This window comes from Methylobacterium sp. Leaf118 (assembly GCF_920984675.1).
GTDB lineage: Bacteria > Pseudomonadota > Alphaproteobacteria > Rhizobiales > Beijerinckiaceae > Methylobacterium.
This window is the reverse complement of the sequence record NZ_CAKLBV010000012.1, coordinates 79,976-98,310: the sequence shown is the minus strand read 5'-3', so window position 1 is coordinate 98,310 and position 18,335 is coordinate 79,976. Positions and strand designations below refer to the sequence as shown.

At 71.1% G+C, this 18,335-nt stretch carries 15 protein-coding genes and 2 pseudogenes; 11 read left to right on the top strand and 6 right to left on the bottom strand.

Annotated elements, in window-relative coordinates:
• From LW587_RS07755 to hflX, 7 genes are all read left to right on the top strand, one after another.
• Positions 1–928: iron chelate uptake ABC transporter family permease subunit (locus LW587_RS07755; RefSeq protein ID WP_232629010.1), on the top strand; the 928-nt coding region annotated here is incomplete at its 5' end.
• Positions 925–1,872 (top strand): ABC transporter substrate-binding protein, encoded by a 948-nt coding sequence (locus LW587_RS07750; RefSeq protein WP_232629009.1) that lies wholly within the window; start codon positions 925–927, stop codon positions 1,870–1,872. The genes LW587_RS07755 and LW587_RS07750, both read left to right, overlap by 4 nt.
• Before the next feature lie 43 nt (positions 1,873–1,915).
• Positions 1,916–3,553 carry a DEAD/DEAH box helicase gene (locus LW587_RS07745; RefSeq protein ID WP_232629008.1) on the top strand — a complete coding sequence of 546 codons (1,638 nt, stop codon included), beginning with the start codon at positions 1,916–1,918 and terminating at the stop codon, positions 3,551–3,553.
• A gap of 64 nt (positions 3,554–3,617) precedes the next feature.
• On the top strand, positions 3,618–6,005 hold the full coding sequence (locus tag LW587_RS07740) for a sensor histidine kinase NtrY-like (RefSeq protein WP_232629007.1): 2,388 nt from the start codon (positions 3,618–3,620) through the stop codon (positions 6,003–6,005).
• Positions 6,002–7,372: a nitrogen assimilation response regulator NtrX gene (gene ntrX / locus LW587_RS07735; RefSeq protein ID WP_232629006.1), complete on the top strand. Its 1,371-nt coding sequence runs from the start codon at positions 6,002–6,004 to the stop codon at positions 7,370–7,372. The genes LW587_RS07740 and ntrX overlap by 4 nt, the downstream gene beginning before the upstream one ends.
• Before the next feature lie 236 nt (positions 7,373–7,608).
• Complete coding sequence (gene hfq / locus LW587_RS07730; RefSeq protein ID WP_009866358.1) at positions 7,609–7,863, top strand: RNA chaperone Hfq; 255 nt, start codon at positions 7,609–7,611, stop codon at positions 7,861–7,863.
• A gap of 471 nt (positions 7,864–8,334) precedes the next feature.
• Positions 8,335–9,735 carry a GTPase HflX gene (gene hflX, locus LW587_RS07725; protein WP_232629005.1) on the top strand — a complete coding sequence of 467 codons (1,401 nt, stop codon included), beginning with the start codon at positions 8,335–8,337 and terminating at the stop codon, positions 9,733–9,735.
• Positions 9,736–9,749: 14 nt separating this feature from the next.
• Here hflX and LW587_RS07720 read toward each other — a convergent pair whose 3' ends face one another.
• Positions 9,750–10,421, bottom strand: a complete 672-nt coding sequence (locus LW587_RS07720) for a hypothetical protein (protein ID WP_232629004.1) — start codon at positions 10,419–10,421, stop codon at positions 9,750–9,752.
• Between the two features lie 88 nt (positions 10,422–10,509).
• Between LW587_RS07720 and LW587_RS07715 the strand changes: the two genes are divergently transcribed.
• Positions 10,510–10,761, top strand: coding sequence for a hypothetical protein (locus tag LW587_RS07715; RefSeq protein WP_232629013.1), 252 nt, complete (start codon positions 10,510–10,512; stop codon positions 10,759–10,761).
• 28 nt (positions 10,762–10,789) lie between these two features.
• Here LW587_RS07715 and LW587_RS07710 read toward each other — a convergent pair whose 3' ends face one another.
• Entirely contained in the window at positions 10,790–11,239 is a 450-nt protein-coding gene (locus tag LW587_RS07710; RefSeq protein ID WP_232629003.1) for a GNAT family N-acetyltransferase, read from the bottom strand.
• A 246-nt stretch (positions 11,240–11,485) separates the two neighbouring features.
• The gene (locus tag LW587_RS07705) at positions 11,486–12,217 is read right to left on the bottom strand and encodes an outer membrane protein (RefSeq protein ID WP_232629002.1); all 732 of its coding nucleotides are present in this window, start codon (positions 12,215–12,217) and stop codon (positions 11,486–11,488) included.
• 473 nt (positions 12,218–12,690) lie between these two features.
• On the opposite strand from LW587_RS07705, the gene LW587_RS07700 reads away from it, so the two are divergent.
• Both LW587_RS07700 and LW587_RS07695 read left to right on the top strand, forming a co-directional pair.
• The gene (locus LW587_RS07700) at positions 12,691–14,514 is read left to right on the top strand and encodes a GspE/PulE family protein (protein WP_232629001.1); all 1,824 of its coding nucleotides are present in this window, start codon (positions 12,691–12,693) and stop codon (positions 14,512–14,514) included.
• On the top strand, positions 14,514–15,728 hold the full coding sequence (locus tag LW587_RS07695) for a type II secretion system F family protein (RefSeq protein WP_232629000.1): 1,215 nt from the start codon (positions 14,514–14,516) through the stop codon (positions 15,726–15,728). The genes LW587_RS07700 and LW587_RS07695 overlap by 1 nt, the downstream gene beginning before the upstream one ends.
• A gap of 78 nt (positions 15,729–15,806) precedes the next feature.
• Here LW587_RS07695 and LW587_RS07690 read toward each other — a convergent pair whose 3' ends face one another.
• On the bottom strand, positions 15,807–16,676 hold the full coding sequence (locus LW587_RS07690) for a hypothetical protein (RefSeq protein WP_232628999.1): 870 nt from the start codon (positions 16,674–16,676) through the stop codon (positions 15,807–15,809).
• A gap of 270 nt (positions 16,677–16,946) precedes the next feature.
• A pseudogene (locus tag LW587_RS07685) lies at positions 16,947–17,099 on the bottom strand (L,D-transpeptidase); the annotation flags it as partial.
• On the opposite strand from LW587_RS07685, the pseudogene LW587_RS07680 reads away from it, so the two are divergent.
• A pseudogene (locus LW587_RS07680) lies at positions 17,081–17,387 on the top strand (IS3 family transposase); the annotation flags it as partial. The pseudogenes LW587_RS07685 and LW587_RS07680 overlap by 19 nt on opposite strands.
• Before the next feature lie 101 nt (positions 17,388–17,488).
• On the opposite strand, the gene LW587_RS07675 reads toward LW587_RS07680, so the two are convergent.
• Positions 17,489–18,178, bottom strand: a complete 690-nt coding sequence (locus tag LW587_RS07675; protein ID WP_232628998.1) for a class I SAM-dependent methyltransferase — start codon at positions 18,176–18,178, stop codon at positions 17,489–17,491.
• Positions 18,179–18,335: the final 157 nt, after the last annotated feature.

Below are 18,335 nucleotides of genomic sequence, written 5' to 3'. Positions count from 1 at the left end.
CGCCGCCTTCGGCCTCGCCTGGGGCGAGACCTGGCTCGCCCCCGTCCGCTGGGCCGCCGCGCTCGCCGGCACCGACCCGGAAGCCGGGCTGATCCTCGGCATCCGCGCGCCCCGCCTCGCGGTGGCGGCGATCGCCGGGATGATGCTGGCGGCGAGCGGCGTGGTGCTCCAGAGCGTCGTGCGCAATGCCCTGGCCGGCCCCGAACTGCTCGGCGTGACGCAGGGCGCGGCCCTGGCGACCCTCGTGGGGCTACTGATCGTCCCGCTGATCGGCCGGCCCGAGACCTTCGCCCTGGCGCTGACGGGCGGCCTCATGACCCTCGGCCTGATCCTGGCGATCAACCGCCGCCGCCGGTTCGCGCCGCTGCCCGTCGCGCTCACCGGCCTCGCCTTCAGCGGGCTGTTCGCGGCGCTGACCTACGCGGTCATCGTCGAGACCAGCGCCCAGCCCGCCCGGGCCTTCGTCTGGCTCGTCGGCGGCACCTATGGCCGGGCCTGGCCCGATGCGGTCGCGCTCCTGCCCTGGCTCCTCGCCAGCCTGCCCGCCCTGGCGCTGCTCAGCCGGCCCCTCGATCTGCTGACGCTCGGCGACGACGCGGCCGCCGGGCTCGGCCTGAATGTCGGGCTGTTGCGGGCGCTGGCGCTCACGCTCGCCGCGGTGCTGGCCAGCGCGGCGGTGGCGATCGTCGGACCGCTGGCCTTCGTCGGCCTTCTCACCCCGCATCTCGCCCGGCTCATCGGCTTCCACGCCCATGGCGACCGCCTGCCGGTGGCGATGCTCCTCGGCGCCCTCCTGACCGTCGCCGCCGACATTCTCGGCCGCGGGCTGCTCGCCCCGAAGGAGATCCCGGCCGGCGCGCTCACCGCGATGATCGGCGCGCCCTACTTCCTGTGGCTGATGGCCCGTGCCCGGAAGGCGGCCCGATGATCCGCCCACCCCATCGCCGCGACTGCCTCGGCTGGGGGTTCGGCGCCCTGGCCGCGCTGGCGGCCGGGCCGGCGCGACCGGCCGACCTCGTGTTCCGCCGCTCCGCCGCCCTGCCGGGACCGGCCCGGCGGGTCGTCGCCCTCGAATTCCTGCTCGCCGAAATGCTCGCCGCGGTCGGCGTGCCGCCGGTCGGGATGTCCGACCCGAAGCTCTATCCCGGCTGGATCGGCGTCGCCTCGGAGCGGCTCACGGAGGCCGCCGATGTCGGCACGCGGCAACAGCCGAGCCTGGAGGCCATCGCCCGGCTGAAGCCCGACCTGATCCTCGGCGTGTCCTACCGGCACGCGCCGCTCTTCGACGTGTTCGAGGGCATCGCCCCGACCGTGCTGTTCGACTTCGCGCCCGAGCCGCCCGCGACCCGGCTCGATGCGGCTTTCGCCCTCCAGACCATGATCGCCGGCTACGTCGGCCATTCCGGGAGGGCGGCTCAGGTGGAGGCCGAGGTCTCGGAGCGGATCCGCGGCGACGCCGCCCGCCTCGCCGCGGCGGGACGCGGCGGGCGACGCCTCGTGGTCCTCCAGGAACTCGGCGGTCAGGACACGTACTGGGTCTTCACCGCCGACAGTCTGTCGGCGGGTCTGGCCGAGCGCCTGGGCCTCGGCTTCTGGCCGCCCGACCGCAGCCGCGAGGGCGTGCGCCCCCTGACCTCGGAGGACCTGCTCGGCCTCGACGACGCCGACGTGATGCTGGTGAGCATGACCGGGCCGGCGGTCGGCCTCGAGGCCAAGACCCGCAGCGCCGCCTGGAGCCGGGTGCCGGCCCTGCGGGCCGGGCGCGTCGGTCTGATCGAGCGCAACGTCTGGAACTTCGGCGGCCCGGGCTCGGCCCTGCGCCTCTCGAACCGGATCACCGACGCGATCCTGAAGATGCCCCCGGCGGGCTGATCCCCCTCTGTTCTCCGGCCCGCGGCCCCGCTAAAGCCGGGCCATGCTGCGCCTTCGCGACTACCAGCGCGCCGCCCTCGACGCGCTTCACGGACATTGGCAGGCCGGCGGCGGCCCGGGCCTCGTCGTGCTGCCAACGGGCGCGGGCAAGGCGCTCGTCATCGCCGCGCTCATCCGGGATTGGCTGGAGCGGGCCCCCGGGGCGCGGGTCTGCGTGCTGGCCCATGTGCGCGAGCTGGTGGTGCAGAACCACGGTGAGCTGCGCGCCTACTGGCCGGAGGCCCCCGCCGGCATCTATTCCGCGGGCGTCGGGCGGAGGGAGGCCGACGCCCAGGTGGTGTTCGGCTCGATCCAGTCGATGCGCGACCGGGCCGCATGCTTCGGGCCCCTCGACCTCGTCGTGATCGACGAGGCCCATCTCGTGCCCCGCGCGGCCGAGACCGGCTACGGGCGCTTCCTCGCCGCGGTGCGGGCGGCCCATCCGGGGGTACGGGTCGCGGGCTTCACGGCGACGCCCTACCGCCTCGATTCCGGCCGGCTCGACGAGGGCGAGGGCCGGGTCTTCGAGCGCATCGTCTTCGAGGCGGGCGTCGGCGACCTGATCGGGCAGGGCTATCTCGCACCCCTCGTCTGCAAGGCGACGGCCTTGCGCCTCGACGTGTCGGGCGTGCCGAAGCGCGGGGGCGATTACGTGTCCTCAGCCCTCGAAGCGGCGGTCAACCGCGACTGGATCACCCGGGCGGCGGTGGAGGAGCTGGCGGCGTTCGGGCGCGAGCGCCGGGCCTGGCTCGCCTTCTGCGCCGGGCTGGCGCATGCGGCCGCCGTGCGCGACGCCATCCGCGCCGAGGGCGTCACCTGCGAGACGGTGACCGGGGCGATGGGCCGGCGCGAGCGCGACCGGATCGTGCGCGACTTCCGGGCCGGACGCATCCGCTGCCTCGCCTCGGTCGGGGTCCTCTCCACCGGCTTCAACGTGCCCGAGGTCGATCTGATCGCGCTGCTGCGCCCCACCCAATCGGCGGGGCTCTACGTGCAGCAGGTCGGCCGGGCGCTGCGCCGGGCGCCGGGAAAGGCGGACGGGCTGGTGCTCGACTATGCCGGCCTCGTGCGGATGCACGGGCCAGTCGATGCGGTGACCGCCCGCAGCGTCGCGCTCGGTCCGGCCCTCGGCGGTGGCGCGCGGGCGAAACCATGCCCGGGCTGCGGCGCGCTGATCGCGCTGAACGCCAGCACCTGCGAGGCCTGCTGGGTCGAGCCGGAGGCCGAGGCGGACGAGGCGCTGCACGCCGCCAGCGCGGAGGACGCGCTCCCGATCCTGTCGGCGGCGGTCTCGTCCTGGCGGCCGGTCACGGCCTGGAGTCTCGCGGCGGCCCCCGACGCAAAGGGCCCCGCCCGGCTCGACGCCGCCTTCCGCTGGGCCGGCGGCGGCTGCCGGGTCGAGGTCTGCCTGGAACATTCGGGCCATGCCCGGGAGAAGGCGGTGGCGTGGTGGCGCGGCTTCGGCGGGGCCGAGCCGGTGCCGCTCACCGTCGCCGAGGCCCTGGACCGGGCGGACGAGCTGGAGCGGCCGGAGGCCGTGCGGGTGGAGGTCGCGGGCCGGCTCTCGGAGGCCGTCCGGGTCCGGTTCGCCGACGGCCGGCGCTTCTCCGACCTGCGCCGCTGGGGCGGTCTCGCGGCCTGAGCGGGGGCGGCGGCGCAACCGATTCGTATTAATTTCGCCACACTGGTGTGGCCCCGCATCAGTGATGCCGCTGCTCACGCGACGCACCCGCTCGACCCCGCCCGAGTCCCAGACTCCCCCGCCGTCCGATCCGGGCGGCCCGGGCGCCGAGACGCGGCGCTTCGCCTCGCCGCCGCGCGGTCCGGGCTGGATCGGCGCGGCCGTGGTCCTCGTCGCGCTGGTCTCGGCCAGCATCACCTTCCTGGTCCTGGCGGGGCTCATCCGGGTGACGCCGTCGCGCAGCGTCGGCATCTCGCTGGTGAGCGTGAACGCCGTCCTCGTCCTCGGCCTCGTCGTGGTGATCGCCTGGGAGGCCCGCGTCTTCATCCACGCCCGGAGGGCGCACGCGACCGTGGCGCGGCTCCACAGCCGCATCGTCGGCCTGTTCAGCCTGATCGCGATCCTGCCGACCATCCTGCTCGCCGTCGTCGCCACGGTGACGATCGACCGCGGCCTCTCCCTCGGCTTCACCGACCGGGTGCGCGACGTGGTTCTGAAATCCGTCCAGATCGCCGACGCGCATCTGGAGAACCAGTGCCAGTCGCTGGCGCGCGAGATCCGCATCCTCACCGACGACCTGACCCGGGCGCGGCCCCAGTTCGACGTGAACCGCGAGTGGTTCGAGACCTTCATGACGACCCGCGCCCAGGCCCTGGGCCTGCCGATCGCCAAGATCATGCGCGGGCCCAACGACGTGGTCGCGCGCGCCAATATCGACATCCTGAAGCAGACCCGCCTGCCCTCGGCCGCCGCCTTCGAGGATGCGGCGAAATCGAGCGACCCGATCTGTCTCCTGCCGAACGAGGGGCGGGTCTTCGCCGCGCTGCTGCGGATGCCGGCCTATGACAACGCGGTTCTGCTGGTGCAGCGGGAGGTCTCGCAGCTCGCCATCGACTTCCCCGGCGTCTCCCGTGCGGCGGCCGCCGAATACCTCGCCTACGACGCCCTGCGGCAGAACATCCAGGTCGCCTTCGCGTCGGTCTTCGTGCTGATCGCGCTCGTCACCCTGCTCTCGGCGGTCTGGTTCGGGCTCAACTTCGCCAACCGCTTCGTGGCGCCGATCCGCCGCCTCATCAACGCCGCCGACGAGGTCGCCGCCGGCAACTTCTACGCCCGCGTCCCGGCGCGCAAATCCGACGGGGATCTGGCTCATCTCGGCGAGAGCTTCAACAAGATGACGCTGGAGCTGCGCCGCCAGCATGACGGCCTGACCGCGGCCAGCGACCTGATCGACCGCCGCCGCCGCTTCACCGAGGCCGTGCTCTCCGGCGTCTCGCCGGGGGTGCTCGGCATCGATGCGGCCGGGCTCATCACCATCGCCAATCCGAGTGCGGAGAAGACGCTCGGCCTCACCGCCAAGGACCTCGTCGGCCAGCCTCTGACCCAGGCCGTACCGGAGATCGCCGCCCTGTTCCCGGAGGCCGAGGGACGCCAGCGCGCGCTCCAGCAGCAGATCCAGCTCGTGCGGGGCGGACGCGAACGCACCATCGCGGTGCGGGTCACGAGCGAGCAGGCGCAGGGTGAGGCGCGGGGCTACGTCGTGACCCTCGACGACATCACCGACCTCGTGACGGCGCAGCGCACCTCCGCCTGGGCCGACGTGGCCCGACGGATCGCCCACGAGATCAAGAACCCGCTCACCCCGATCCAGCTCTCGGCCGAGCGGATCCGGCGGAAATACGGAAAAGTGATCACGGCCGACAAGGAGGTGTTCGAGCAGTGCACCGCCACGATCGTGCGCCAGGTCGACGAGATCAAGCGCATGGTGGACGAGTTCTCCTCCTTCGCCCGGATGCCCAAGCCGGCCATCACCCAGCAGGACCTCGCCGAGATCGCCCGGCAGAACCTGTTCATGCTGCGCATGGCCCATCCCGACGTCGCGTTTCCGTTCGAGACGGTGGGCGAGGACGAGCGCGGCCGGGTCGTCGCGGCCTTCGACGTGCGCTTGTTCTCCCAAGCGCTGACCAACATCCTCAAGAACGCCGTCGAGGCCGTGCAGGCCGTGCCGGAGGAGGTGTTGAAAGCCGACGGCGATCAGGGCCGCGTGCGCCTGCGCCTCCTGGTCGAGGAGGTCTTCGTGGTGATCGAGGTCACCGATAACGGAAAAGGCTTTCCGGCGGAGGGGCGCCAGCGCCTTCTCGAACCCTATATGACGACCCGCGAGGGCGGCACCGGCCTCGGGCTCGCGATCGTCTCGAAAGTGCTCGAGGAGCACGGAGGCGGGATCGAGCTCAACGACAACCCCGACGGGCGCGGCGGACAGGTCCGCATGCGACTGCCGCGGGAAGTCGGGGACGGGGGCGGACCGGAACGGGACCGCTCCGCGGCGCCGGGCGGCCAAGACGGAACAACGATGAATCGAAACAGGGAGGGCGCCATGGAAGCGCGACGCATCGCGGAGATGCAGCCATGAGCGCCGATATCCTGATCGTCGACGACGAGGCGGATATCCGCGACCTCGTGGCCGGCATCCTCGACGACGAGGGCCACCGCACCCGCACCGCCGCCGGCTCCGACGAGGCGCTCGCGGCGATCGAGTCGCGCCGGCCCCACCTCGTCTTCCTGGACATCTGGCTGCAGGGCTCCCGTCTCGACGGGCTGCAGGTGCTCGACCTGATCAAGGCGGGTCATCCCGACCTGCCGGTGGTGATGATCTCGGGCCACGGCAACATCGAGACCGCGGTCGCGGCCATCAAGTCGGGCGCCTACGACTTCATCGAGAAGCCGTTCAAGGCCGACCGGCTGATCCTGGTGGCCGAGCGGGCCTTGGAGGCCTCCCGCCTCAAGCGCGAGGTCCGCGATCTCAAGGTGCGCTCGGGGCAGGCGAGCCGCATCGTCGGCGCCTCGGTCGCCGTCAACCAGCTGCGCCAGACCATCGAGCGGGTGGCACCGACCAACGCCCGGGTGATGATCTCCGGCGCCCCAGGCGCCGGCAAGGAACTCTCGGCCCGCACGCTCCACGCGGCCTCGGCCCGGGCCAGCGGCCCCTTCGTCGTCATCAACGCCGCCACCATCACGCCCGAGACGATGGAGGCCGAACTGTTCGGCGTCGAGGCGGGCGAGGGGAGGGCGCGCCGCGTCGGCGCCCTGGAGGAGGCCCATGGCGGCTCCCTCTACATCGACGAAGTCGCCGACATGCCCAAGGAGACGCAGAGCCGGATCCTGCGCGTCCTCGTCGATCAGAACTTCCAGCGCGTCGGCGGCACCGCCCGGGTCCATGTCGACGTGCGGATCATCTCGTCCTCCTCCCGCGACCTCGCCGAGGAGATCGGGGCGGGGCGCTTCCGGGAAGACCTGTTCCACCGCCTCTCGGTCGTGCCGATCCGCATCCCCTCCCTGGCCGAGCGCCGCGAGGACGTGCCGGAACTGATCTCCTTCTTCATGGATCAGATCTCGGCGGCCACCGGCCTGCCGCGCCGCCGCATCGCCGAGGATGCCATGGCGGTGCTGCAATCCCACGACTGGCCCGGCAACATCCGGCAGCTGCGCAACAACGTCGAGCGGCTGATGATCCTGACCCAGTCGGATCCCGATCAGGAGGTCACCTCCGAGATGCTGCCGACCGAGATCGGCGCCCTGGTGCCGACGACGCCGACAGGGGCGGGCGGCGAGAAGTTGATGAGCCTGGCCCTGCGCGAAGCCCGCGAGATCTTCGAGCGGGAATACCTCGTGGCGCAGATTGCCCGCTTCTCGGGCAACATCTCCCGCACCGCCGAATTCATCGGCATGGAGCGGTCGGCGCTGCACCGTAAGTTGAAGTCCCTCGGCATCGGGCCCTGACGCCGCAGGGCCCGACCCAGCGGCAAACGGAACCGGCCCCGATCCCGGCGGCGTCCCCGACAGAATCGGCACGGTGTCGCTTCGCCGCCAGGAAGGGCTTGCGTCGGAAGGGGGTTCGCCCTGTAATACCGACGCTTGGGGAAGCGGGTGTCGGCGGCGCGATGGTTGCATGCGCCGGGCGACCACGAAACGGGCCGCGCCCTCGCGCAGCGGTGTCAAGACAAGGATAAGAAAAAATGGCGGGCGAACGGGCGCAAAACCTCCAGGATACGTTCCTCAACCATGTCCGCAAGAACAAGATCCCACTGACGATCTTCCTCGTCAACGGCGTCAAGCTTCAAGGCGTCGTCACGTGGTTCGACAATTTCTGCGTTCTGCTGCGCCGCGACGGGCATTCTCAGCTCGTCTACAAGCATGCGATCTCGACCATCATGCCCGGCCATCCGGTGCAGCTGTTCGAGCCGGACGAGACCGCGCCCGACAAGGCGTAAGGCCAGCGCCGATCATAGGCGGAGCGCGGGCGTTCGCCCGCTCCGCCGAGGCCGGGCCCTTCCGCGTTCTGTGGATCGCGGCCGCGAGGCTCAGGGGCCGGCGTCGCGGTCCCATTCCGGGATCGGGCGGCGCGGGCGCGACCCTAGGAGGCAAAGCGGCGCGTCCCATCGCATGAAGCGCATCCCTCCGCGGCGGGATTCCCCTCCCGGACGGGCCGCGTCCGGCGCGGCGCGCGAGCCGCGTCCTCAGGGACGCTTGTTCGAAGCCCGTTGCCGACCATCTTTCTCAAGACTGCACGCGCCGTCTCCCGAGCCGCCGCGCCCGGGACGGCGCGTCGGCTGCCGGGCCGAGGGCGGCAAAAAGGGCTTGGCCCTCGTCAGCGCCGGCGAGGGTGCGCCCCCATCTCTCGCGGCGTTCGCCCACCGACGGAGCCGGCTTCGCGATCGCGAGTTGACCGGCGAGAGGCCCCGATGACCGAATTGCAGACGCCCGGCGAAGAACGACTCCAGCGGCAGGCCGCGCCCGAGGGCGAGATCGCCGCCGCAACCCGCACGCTGGTGGTCGGCCCGTATCTCACCCGGGCCGCCCAGCGCACGCTGCCGGGACAATCCGACCTCACCCGCTCCGACGAGGCGCGCCTCGACGAAGCGGTGGGCCTCGCCGCCGCGATCGAACTCGACGTGGCGCAGACGCTCGGTCTCCATCTCCAGCGCCCGCGCCCGTCGACCTATCTCGGCAAGGGCCGGGTCGAGGAGATCGCCGGCCTGATCCAGGCCGAGGAGATCGGCCTCGTGGTGATGGATTGCGCGCTCTCGCCGGTGCAGCAGCGCAACCTCGAAAAGGCCTGGGGCGCCAAGGTCATCGATCGCACCGGCTTGATCCTCGAGATCTTCGGCCGCCGCGCCTCGACCCGCGAGGGCACGCTCCAGGTCGAGCACGCCCATCTGGCCTACCAGAAGTCCCGGCTCGTGCGCTCCTGGACCCACCTCGAGCGCCAGCGCGGCGGCTTCGGCTTTCTCGGCGGGCCCGGCGAAACCCAGATCGAGGCCGACCGCCGCATGATCCAGGAGCGGATGACCCGGATCGAGCGCGATCTGGAGGCCGTCGTGCGCACCCGCGGCCTCCACCGCAAGAGCCGCGCGCGGGTGCCCTACCCGATCGTCGCCCTCGTCGGCTACACGAATGCCGGCAAGTCGACCCTCTTCAACGCCCTCACCAAAGCGCAGGTGAAGGCGCAGGACATGCTGTTCGCGACCCTCGATCCGACCGCCCGGGCGACGAAGCTCCCCCATGGCGAGACGGTGATCCTGTCGGACACGGTCGGCTTCATCTCCGACCTGCCGACCTCGTTGATCGCCGCCTTCCGGGCGACCCTCGAAGACGTGATCGAGGCCGACATCCTGCTGCATGTGCGCGACGTCTCGCACGGCGACACTCAGGCCCAGGCCGAGGACGTCGAGAGCGTGCTGCGCGAACTCGGCATCGAGCCCGATGCCGAGCGGATCGTCGAGGTCTGGAACAAGGCCGACCTCCTCGAGGCCGACGAGCGCACGCGGCTCCTCAACCTCGCGGGCAGCCATACCGGGGCCGGCCCCGGGCCCATCCTGGTCTCGGCCTTGACCGGCGAGGGCCTCGGGCTGCTGGCCCAGCGCATCGAGGGCCAGATCGCCCGCGCCCGCTCGACCTTCGCGCTGACGCTTCCGCCCGAGGACGGCGCAGCGCTGAACTGGCTCTACGAGAATGCCGAGGTGCTCGACCGCCACGCCGACCCGGCTGGGACGATCGCGCTCACGATCCGCATCGCCCCCGAGAAGGAGCCGCGTTTCCTCAACCGGTTCGAGGCGGCCCAGCGGATCGGCGGCACGCCCTGAGCCGCGGGGCGGCCTCAGGGCCGGGTGGCGATCCAGACCACGTGGCGCGGGCCGCTCGTCCCGCTGGCCGGCATCCGCACCTCCTCGACGGCGAAGTCGTGGCGCTGGAGCCGGGACTTGAACTTCCGCGCCGGTGAGCCCGACCACACGCCGAGAACGCCGCCGGGCGTGAGCGCCCAATGGGCCCGCTTCAGGCCCCAGCTGTCGTAGAGCCGGTCGTTGCCCCGCCGCATCAGGCCCTCGGGGCCATTGTCCACGTCGAGCAGGATGGCGTCCCAGGCCGCCGGGGCCGACTGGATCAGGCGGTTCACGTCGCTCTCGCACACCGTGACGCGGGGATCGTCCAGGCAGCCGCGAAACACGCCGGCCAGGGGCCCCCGCGCCCAGGCCGCCACTGCCGGCACCAGTTCCGCGACGACGATCCGGGCCTCGGGGCCGAGCGCCGCCAGGGCCGCGCGCAGGGTGAAGCCCATGCCGAGGCCGCCGATGAGCAGGCGCGGGCTCGGCCGGCCGGCGAGGCGAGCGCAGGCGAGCGAGGCCAGGGCCTCCTCCGAATGCCCCCGTGTGCTGTTCATCAGCTCGATGGTGTCGACGACGATCGAGAACTCGGTGCCCCGCTGCATCAGCGCGAGGCTCTTGCCGCCGCCGGGAACGTGCCCGGTGTCGAGGTGAACCCAGGCGTTCATCGTGTTCCCTCTCGGCCACGCGCTGCGCGCAACCCGGCCTGCGCCGGCAGCCGTTGCTCTCACCGCCGCGCAGCCTCTATCAGCGGGCATGGCCAAGCGCATTAAATCTCTGCCGCAACAGCGCGGCTTCGTGAATTTCGATGTCGTCTACTCGGACGGCAGCCGAGCCTCGAACCGGCGTGTCCCCATGGAGATCCTCGGCGGGCTCGACGGCGACGCGCCGGCCCGCGACCTCATTGCCGAGCAGGAGGCCGAGATCGCCCAGAAGGCCGGACGGCCCCCGCGGGAAATCCAGAGCCTGACCCGCTCGCCGGCTCCGGTCGCGAAGGTGGTCCCCTAGGCCGCGGGGCCCGGAGGTCATACCGGGCTCAGGCCTTCTTCCGCAGGGGCCGGACAAAGGCGTCCTCGCGCCACACGAAGCCGGTGGCGCGGCAGAAGGCCGCCAGCGTCGGATCCTCGGCCGCGGCCAGGAGGCGCAGCGCGTCGCAGCCGGCCATGCGCGCGGCCTGGGAGGCCGACTTCAAGAGTTGGCGCCCGATGCCCCGGCGGCGCTCCTCGGGCCCGACCAGAAGCGTCGTGATGGCGGCGACGGGGGCGTCCTCGCCGAGCGCCGGGTACCAGTGCAGGACGACGACGCCGCTCGGCGGACCCCATTCGAGGGCGATCAGGGCCGTGCCGTGGCTCCATCGCAGGGCCTCGACGCGGCCGGCCAGGCGCTGGGCCGGAATCGGATGGCCGGCCGCTTCCAGCAGAACGGCGAGGCCCGGCGCGTCGGCCGCCACGGCAGTGCGGATCTCCAACCCGTATCGGCTTCCCAAGGCGAACTCCGCTGCGCGGGCGACACGTCGCGGATGTCCCGGGCCCCGTCTTGCGGACGACCCGGCCTCGGCGGACGGCCCAGCCTGGACGGATATGGGGCGCTTTCCGCTTAACCCCCCCGCGTCCGGCCACGCGCCGAAAGCGCCAGCCGGTCGGAGCAGGCGGCGTGAGCCTGCCCGACGCGGAACGGCCCGCCCGGCGGAATGCCGGACGGGCCGAGGATCAAAGCGACGGAATGAACGCGATCAGTTGAACAGGTTGAAGCGGTAGTTGATACCAACCTTCAGCTGCTGCACTTCGAGCTTCGCCCGGGCCGTGAAATCGGTGCCCAGCACGTTGCCGCGGAAGGGCTTCTCGAGGTTGCTGTAGAGGTACTCGCCCTTGACCGAGAAGTTCGGCAGGATCGCGTATTCGAGGCCGCCACCCACGGTGTAGCCGTCGATCGAGGTCTTCTGCGAGAAGGCGCCGGCGAAGCCCAGTGCCGCGGCATCGGCGCGGACGCCGATTTCCGACGCGGCATAGCCGCCGGTCGCGAAGATGAGAGCGGGACCGAAGGCGTAGCCCAGGCGACCGCGGGCGGTCGCGAAGTAGCTGTCGGTCTCGACACCGGCGGACGCGCTGCCGAGGCCCGGCACCGAGACCGAGAGGCGGTTGTGGATGTCGGCATAGCCGACATCGCCCTCGAGGCCGATCACGAAGCCGTTGCCCGGAGTGAACTGGTAGTTGTAGCCGATCGTGCCGCCCGCGACGTAGCCGCCGGCCGAGGCGGTTCCGGAAATGTTGACCGGGGTCAGGAGCGAGGCGCCGAACGTGCCGTCGACGACGCCGCTGGCGTTCACACCGACATAGAAGCCAGTCCAGCTGAAGACCGGAACGGGAGCAAACTGCGGCGGGTCGACGCGACGCGGCAGATCGGCAGCCGACGCGGTCGATGTCAGTAGAACGAGCGCAGCGAGAGAAATTAATACCTTGTTCATATTTATGGCCCCCATCGGTATAAGCTGGAATTGATATACTCCATTCCAGGTTACCTGGCTGTTACTTCCAAGACACAGGCAGAAGCTGCACCATTTCGGAGCCCCGAGTCAGGCCGTAGCGCCGCGGAGGCGGACCCGATGTCGACGGCGTTCGGGGGCACACCCGGTTCGTCCGGCGCTTCGGCCCGATCGAACGAGGGGAGGGGCGACACCGAGGGTTGTCGCGCGCGTCGCCCCGGAGACGGGATCCGAGACGATTTTCCAAGTCTCTGCGTCGCATCGGCTTTTTCGCGGAACGGCGCGCCCCCTCAGACCGACGCGACAAGCGCTGTCATCGGAGCCGCGCGGGTGGGCATCCCCTCGAATGCGGCGAACTTTCGGACATTCCGCCGCACCCGGGCCGACACGGCCGAAGGCGAGCCCGGGCTCCGCCGCGCCCCGCGGATCGGCGAGAGGAGTTGTTAAGGCTCACGGTGATTACCTCGCTCGACACGGCGCGACGCCGCGCGGGATTCGGGGACGGTCGAACCCTGGACGCGAAGGGCGCCGTCGGGGGCCTGCCGGGGATGCTGAGCGTCTGGGGTTCGAAGAGCCGGCCACGGCGGGTCCGGCCCGACCGGCGCGGCGGCAGCCGCGATCGGCGCGACGCCCCCCGGGCCTTCCTGGACAACCTCGCCGCACGCGGCCTGCTCGACGCCGCCGGTCACGAGCGGGCCCTGGCCGCCCTCGACCGGCCGGGTCGCCGGCCGCTGCCGGTCCTCTTGAGCGAACTCGGCCTCGTCCATGAGGCGGGCCTCGTCGAGGCTCTGGCCGCGGCCACGGGCCTCGCCATCCTCCAAGAGGAGGATCTGCCCGCCGCCCCCGTCCGGCCCGACCTGATCGGCGCCGATTACTGCGCCCGTGCCCGGGTGCTGCCGCTGTCGGACGACGAGGACGGCCTCGTCGTGGCCCTGGTGGACGCCTTCGATCCCGAGATTCCGGCGGCGCTCGAACATCTCACCGACCGGCCGGTCACCTGTCGCCTCGTCGGCCCAGGCCAGTTCGAGCGGGCCCACCGCGCCCTCTACGGCGACGCGGCCGGCGAGGACGAGGGCGGCGCCGACGACGACCTGAGCCGGCTCGCCGACGTGGCGAGCCAAGCCCCGATCGTCCGCTTGGCCGCACGCCTCGTGCGGAAGGCCTTCGAACTCACCGCCTCCGACATCCACCTGGAGGCGGAAGAGAGCGACATGCGGGTGCGCTACCGCGTGGACGGCGTGCTGGTGGAAGCCGAGCGGCTCCCGAAATCGGTGCAGCTCGCCCTCACCACCCGCATCAAGATTCAGTCGGGCCTCAACATCGCCGAGCGGCGCCTGCCCCAGGACGGGCGCATGAAGGCGCCCGACCGCGGCCAGGACGTCGACATCCGCGTCTCGACCCTGCCGACGGCCCATGGCGAGAGCGTGGTTCTGCGCGTCCTCGACGGCTCGCGCCGGGTCGAGGACTTCACCTCGCTGGGCTTCGACGCGCCGGCGATCGCCCGGATCGAGGCGATGACGAGCCGCCCCAACGGCCTCGTCCTCGTCACCGGCCCCACGGGCTCGGGCAAGACCACGACGCTTTACGCGGCGCTCCGGCGCATCAACGGCCCGCATCTCAAGGTCGTCACCGTCGAGGACCCGATCGAGTACCGGATGGCCGGGGTCAACCAGGTCCAGGCCCATGCCGGGATCGGCCTCGATTTCGCCGCCGCGCTCCGCTCGATCCTGCGCCAGGATCCCGACGTGGTCATGGTCGGCGAGATCCGCGACGGCGAGACCGCGCGCATCGCCGTGCAGGCCTCGCTCACCGGCCACCTCGTCGTCTCGACGCTGCACACCAACTCCGCCCCCGCCACCGTGACCCGGCTGATGGATATGGGCGTCGAGCCCTATCTCATCGCCGCGACGCTGAATGGCGTCGTCGCGCAACGGCTCGTCCGCCGGCTCTGCGGCGCCTGCGCGGCGCCGGAGCCCGCGAGCGACCAGGAGCGGCTCCGCCTCGCCGTCGCCCCCCGGGTGCCGCTCACGCTCAAACGCGCCCGAGGGTGCCCGGCCTGCAACGGCACCGGCTATCGCGGGCGCATGGTCGTCTCCGAGATCATGACTCTCGATGCCGGCCTGCGCGGGTTGATCGCGGAGGGCGCGGGGGAGGGGCCCATCGCGGCGCGGGCGCGGGCGGGCGGCATGGCGAGCCTCGTCGAGAGCGGCCGGGCGCGGGTGATCGCGGGCGACACCACCCTCGACGAGGTCGGCCGCGTGCTCGAAGGCCAGCTCTGATGGGTCGCTACGCCTACCGGGCCTATGCCGAGGACGGGCGCCCGCGCTCGGGCCGGATCGAGGCCGAGACGCGGCAGCGCGCCGTGGCGCAGCTGCGGGCCGACGGCCTGCGGGTCTTCGCCATCGAGGCGGCCGAGGCCGGCCCGGCGCCGTTCTGGCGCCGCGACCTGTTCGGCCGCGACCGGGTCAACGACGCCGCCCGCCTCGCCTTCCTGCGGGAGTTCGGCACCTTGGTCGGGGCCGGGCTCACCGTCGACCGGGCGCTTCGCCTCGTCGAGCGGCAATCCCCGGCCGCCCTCAAGCCGATCCTTGCCGACCTTCTCGAGCGGGTCGTGGCCGGCGCCTCCCTGTCGCGGGCGATGGCGGCCCACCGCCAGGCCTTCCCGGCCGACATGGTCGACATCGTGCGGGCGGGCGAGGCGACCGGCACGCTGGTCGACGTGATCGGCTCGCTCACCGGTTCGATCGAGCGCCGCGACGCGGTGCGCCGCCACCTCACCTCGGCGATGATCTACCCGGCGCTGCTCCTGCTGATGGCGGCGGGCACGCTCGTGATGATCGTCGTCGTGCTGGTTCCGGCGCTGGCGCCCCTGTTCGACGGCACCGGCCGCGAGCCGCCCTTCGCGATCTGGGCGGCGGGCGCGCTGGGCGACATCGTGCGCCTGGGCTGGCCCTGGATCCTCGGCGGGGCGGCGCTCACCGGCCTGGGCTTGGCCCGGTTCTGGCCCGACCCGGCTTTCGCCGCGGCCCGCGGACGGCTCGCCCTGCGCGTGCCGCTGCTGCGCGAGATCGTGGTCGGGATCGAGCTCGGGCGCATCTGCCGGGTGCTCGGCACGCTGCTCACCGCCCAGGTACCGATCCCCGACGCGGTGGCGGCGACGCGCCCGCTCGCCGGCAACCGGGTGTTCCGCCTCGCCCTCGAGGAGGCGGGACGGCGGCTGACCGAGGGCGGCAGCCTCGCCTCGGGCCTGTCGAGCCTCAAGGCCCATGCTCCCTCGACCCTCAACCTCATCGCCAGCGGCGAGCAGGTGAACCGCCTCGGCCCCGTCCTGATCCACGCCGCCGACATGCATGAGACCCAGACGCGCCAGCGCATCGACCGCCTGCTCGCCCTGCTGACGCCCCTGGTGACGGTGACGGTCGGCGGCCTGATCGGCGGCCTCATCATCTCGGTGATGGGCGCGATCACCAGCGTGACCCAGCTCGCGCAGTAAGCCTCGCTCCGAGACCCCCGCTTCACCCCTGCCCAGAAACGGGGCCGAGGCCCGGACGGGACCGGCGTCACGCGCGGGTCAGCGCCGGCCGAGGAGGACGATCTGGTTGGCCGGCACGGCGGTGAAGGCGATCGGCACCGCCCGCATCGGATGGGGCGGAACGGCGGGCGCCTCGCCGAATGCGAGCGGGCGCAGATCCGGCGACGGCTCGGCCATGGCGCCGCGGGCGCTGCGCGCCAGCAGAGAGTGCCAGAAGGCGAAGGCACCGCCGGCCGCCGCGACCACGCCGAGGAGCCAGAGGGAGAGGAGGAGCCCGCCGGAAGCGCGCCCGTTCAATTCGCGCATCAGGCCGAGGGCGAAGGCCGCGTACCACGAGACGCCGGAGACCGCCCCCGACACGAGGAAGATCACGGTGCTGATATGCGACACGCCCTCGAACATCGGCCGGCTCACATCCCGCAGCACGCGGGGCAGGACCAGGGCGTGGATCAGCAGGCCGTTCACGGTCAGCGCCAGCACGATGACGATCTTGGCTACGAGCTTGGGATTCGACAGCTTCTCCGGCGCCTCGATCGCGTAGAGGGCGAGGAAGCCGAGCCCGGAGATCCACAAGAGCGCGATCCCGACGGAGACCACCTTGCTGACGAACAGGAAGGTGCGCGCGATCTCGGGCGGCAGGCCGCCCCAGCGCATCCAGCGCAGGATCCAGAAATCGAGCATGGTCGCGCCGCCGAGCCCGAGGCACAGACCAATGAGGTGAAGACCGAGCAGGAGCGTGAGCAGCCGGATCGGCGGGAACGGCCCCGGCAGCGGCAGGCTCAGGTCCGTCGGCAGTGCCTGGGCGGAAGCGGGGGCGACGCCGAGGATCGCGATCAGGACCAGGACCAGCGGCACCGTCGCCCGCGGCCGGGCCAGGAGCGCGAGGAGCCGAGACAAGAGCGTTACCATGGGCGCTCGCCGCTTCCGGGGGACGTGTCCCGCCACGTTGTGGGGAGCCTCGCACGGCTCCGATAACAAACCTCAAAGGAGAGACCGGCCGAGCGTCGCCGGCGCGGACGACAGCGTCATGGCCGGATGCTTGCGGACCATCGCGGGCACTCGCTGGTCGTTCGATGATGACGCTGCGCCGTCCGGGATCAGTCTTCGTTCACGCAGGCTCGATCCCTCATCGGTGGTCCGTGAGGCGCCCCTCCCACGATCCGTCTGCGCTCCTGCTCGTCACAACACGTCGACGCGCGTTCCCACGGGCACCTGCTCGTAGAGTTCGATGACGTCGCTGTTGCGCATACGGATGCAGCCGGAGGAGGCCGCGCGCCCGATCAAGCCGGGCTCGGTGGTGCCGTGGATCCGATGGGCGGTGCTGCCGCACCACCATCCCCGACCCGGCCGCGGCCTGTCCGCTCGACCGGGTGAACCGCCCGTTCAAGGCGCTGCATCCGAAGGCCCCATGGGTCAGCGACTTCACCTACGTCGCGACCGGGGCCGACTTCGACAACGAGCGCGTTCGTGATCGATGCCGAGGCCCGGCGCATCGTCGACTGAGGGGGCTCCCACACGGCGCACGCCACCTTCGTGCTCGATGCTCTGGAGCAGGCCCGGCCCGAGCGCCGTCCCCCTCAGGGCGGCGGGCTCGTGCACCATCGCGACAGGGGGAGCCAACGCGCCATCTCATTTGCTTAAAAAATAATGCTGAACATTTGTGGAAATTTCGTCGTCGCGCAATATTGATGGACAAATAGTAGCACTAAAATGTTCGCTACTTACGGGGAATGCTGCGCTGGCTTCAGAGCCTCGTCCCTGTGCTCCCCATCTGCAGGATTAGCCATTGCGTTAATGCGCTTCAGTTCTTGGTCTGCTGCTTTGGTAACGCCTTCAGCGTCAAGGAGCCCTGACAACAGCGATGCGAGGCGATTGCGGTGTCTTTCGTGCAACGAGTTCGGCCAATCCCGCAGTTTCTCGATGGTGACCGCGTGCCCACGCCCCTCTACCGTGACGGTCACGCGCGCAACGTCCTTGAGCGCCTCGTTGACATCAATTTCTTGAACGCGGTTCCAGATGATGAACCGGCCGTCGCGAGCATTGAAATTCCACTGGTGTAAGCCAACGTATCGCTCATGTTCGGCCTCGTCGGTGTAATGCGCCATTACGATTACCCCCCTAGTCCGCAGCACGATAAGCATCTCCTCGATTCCCCGAAGGGGCTCGAACGAATGATCAAGTGCGTTCTGGCAATACACAATATCAAAGGATTCGGCATCGAATACCGAGGAAAGATCCTCTGCGAAGGCTTGGACCGTGCGTATCGGAGGCGTGACACCATGCCGGTCGAGCAGCGTGTTGTAGACAGGTGCTAGCGGGTCGCAGGCTACAAGGTCGATGTTGCGCTTGGGATGCGTTCGACCGAGGACGGTGGCGGGGCCAGCGCCCACATCAAGAACGCGTGCGTTCATGCTATCCGGAAGATGTTTCGCAATATGATAGGGAAGCGGACGCGAAGCATCCATCCGAGCCGTGAAATCGTCGGGCCAGAGATGACCGCTCGTCGAAATCCACAAGTCCCAGAAAAATGCCTCTGACGGAAGGGCGGTACGCCACGCCGCGAGGCGT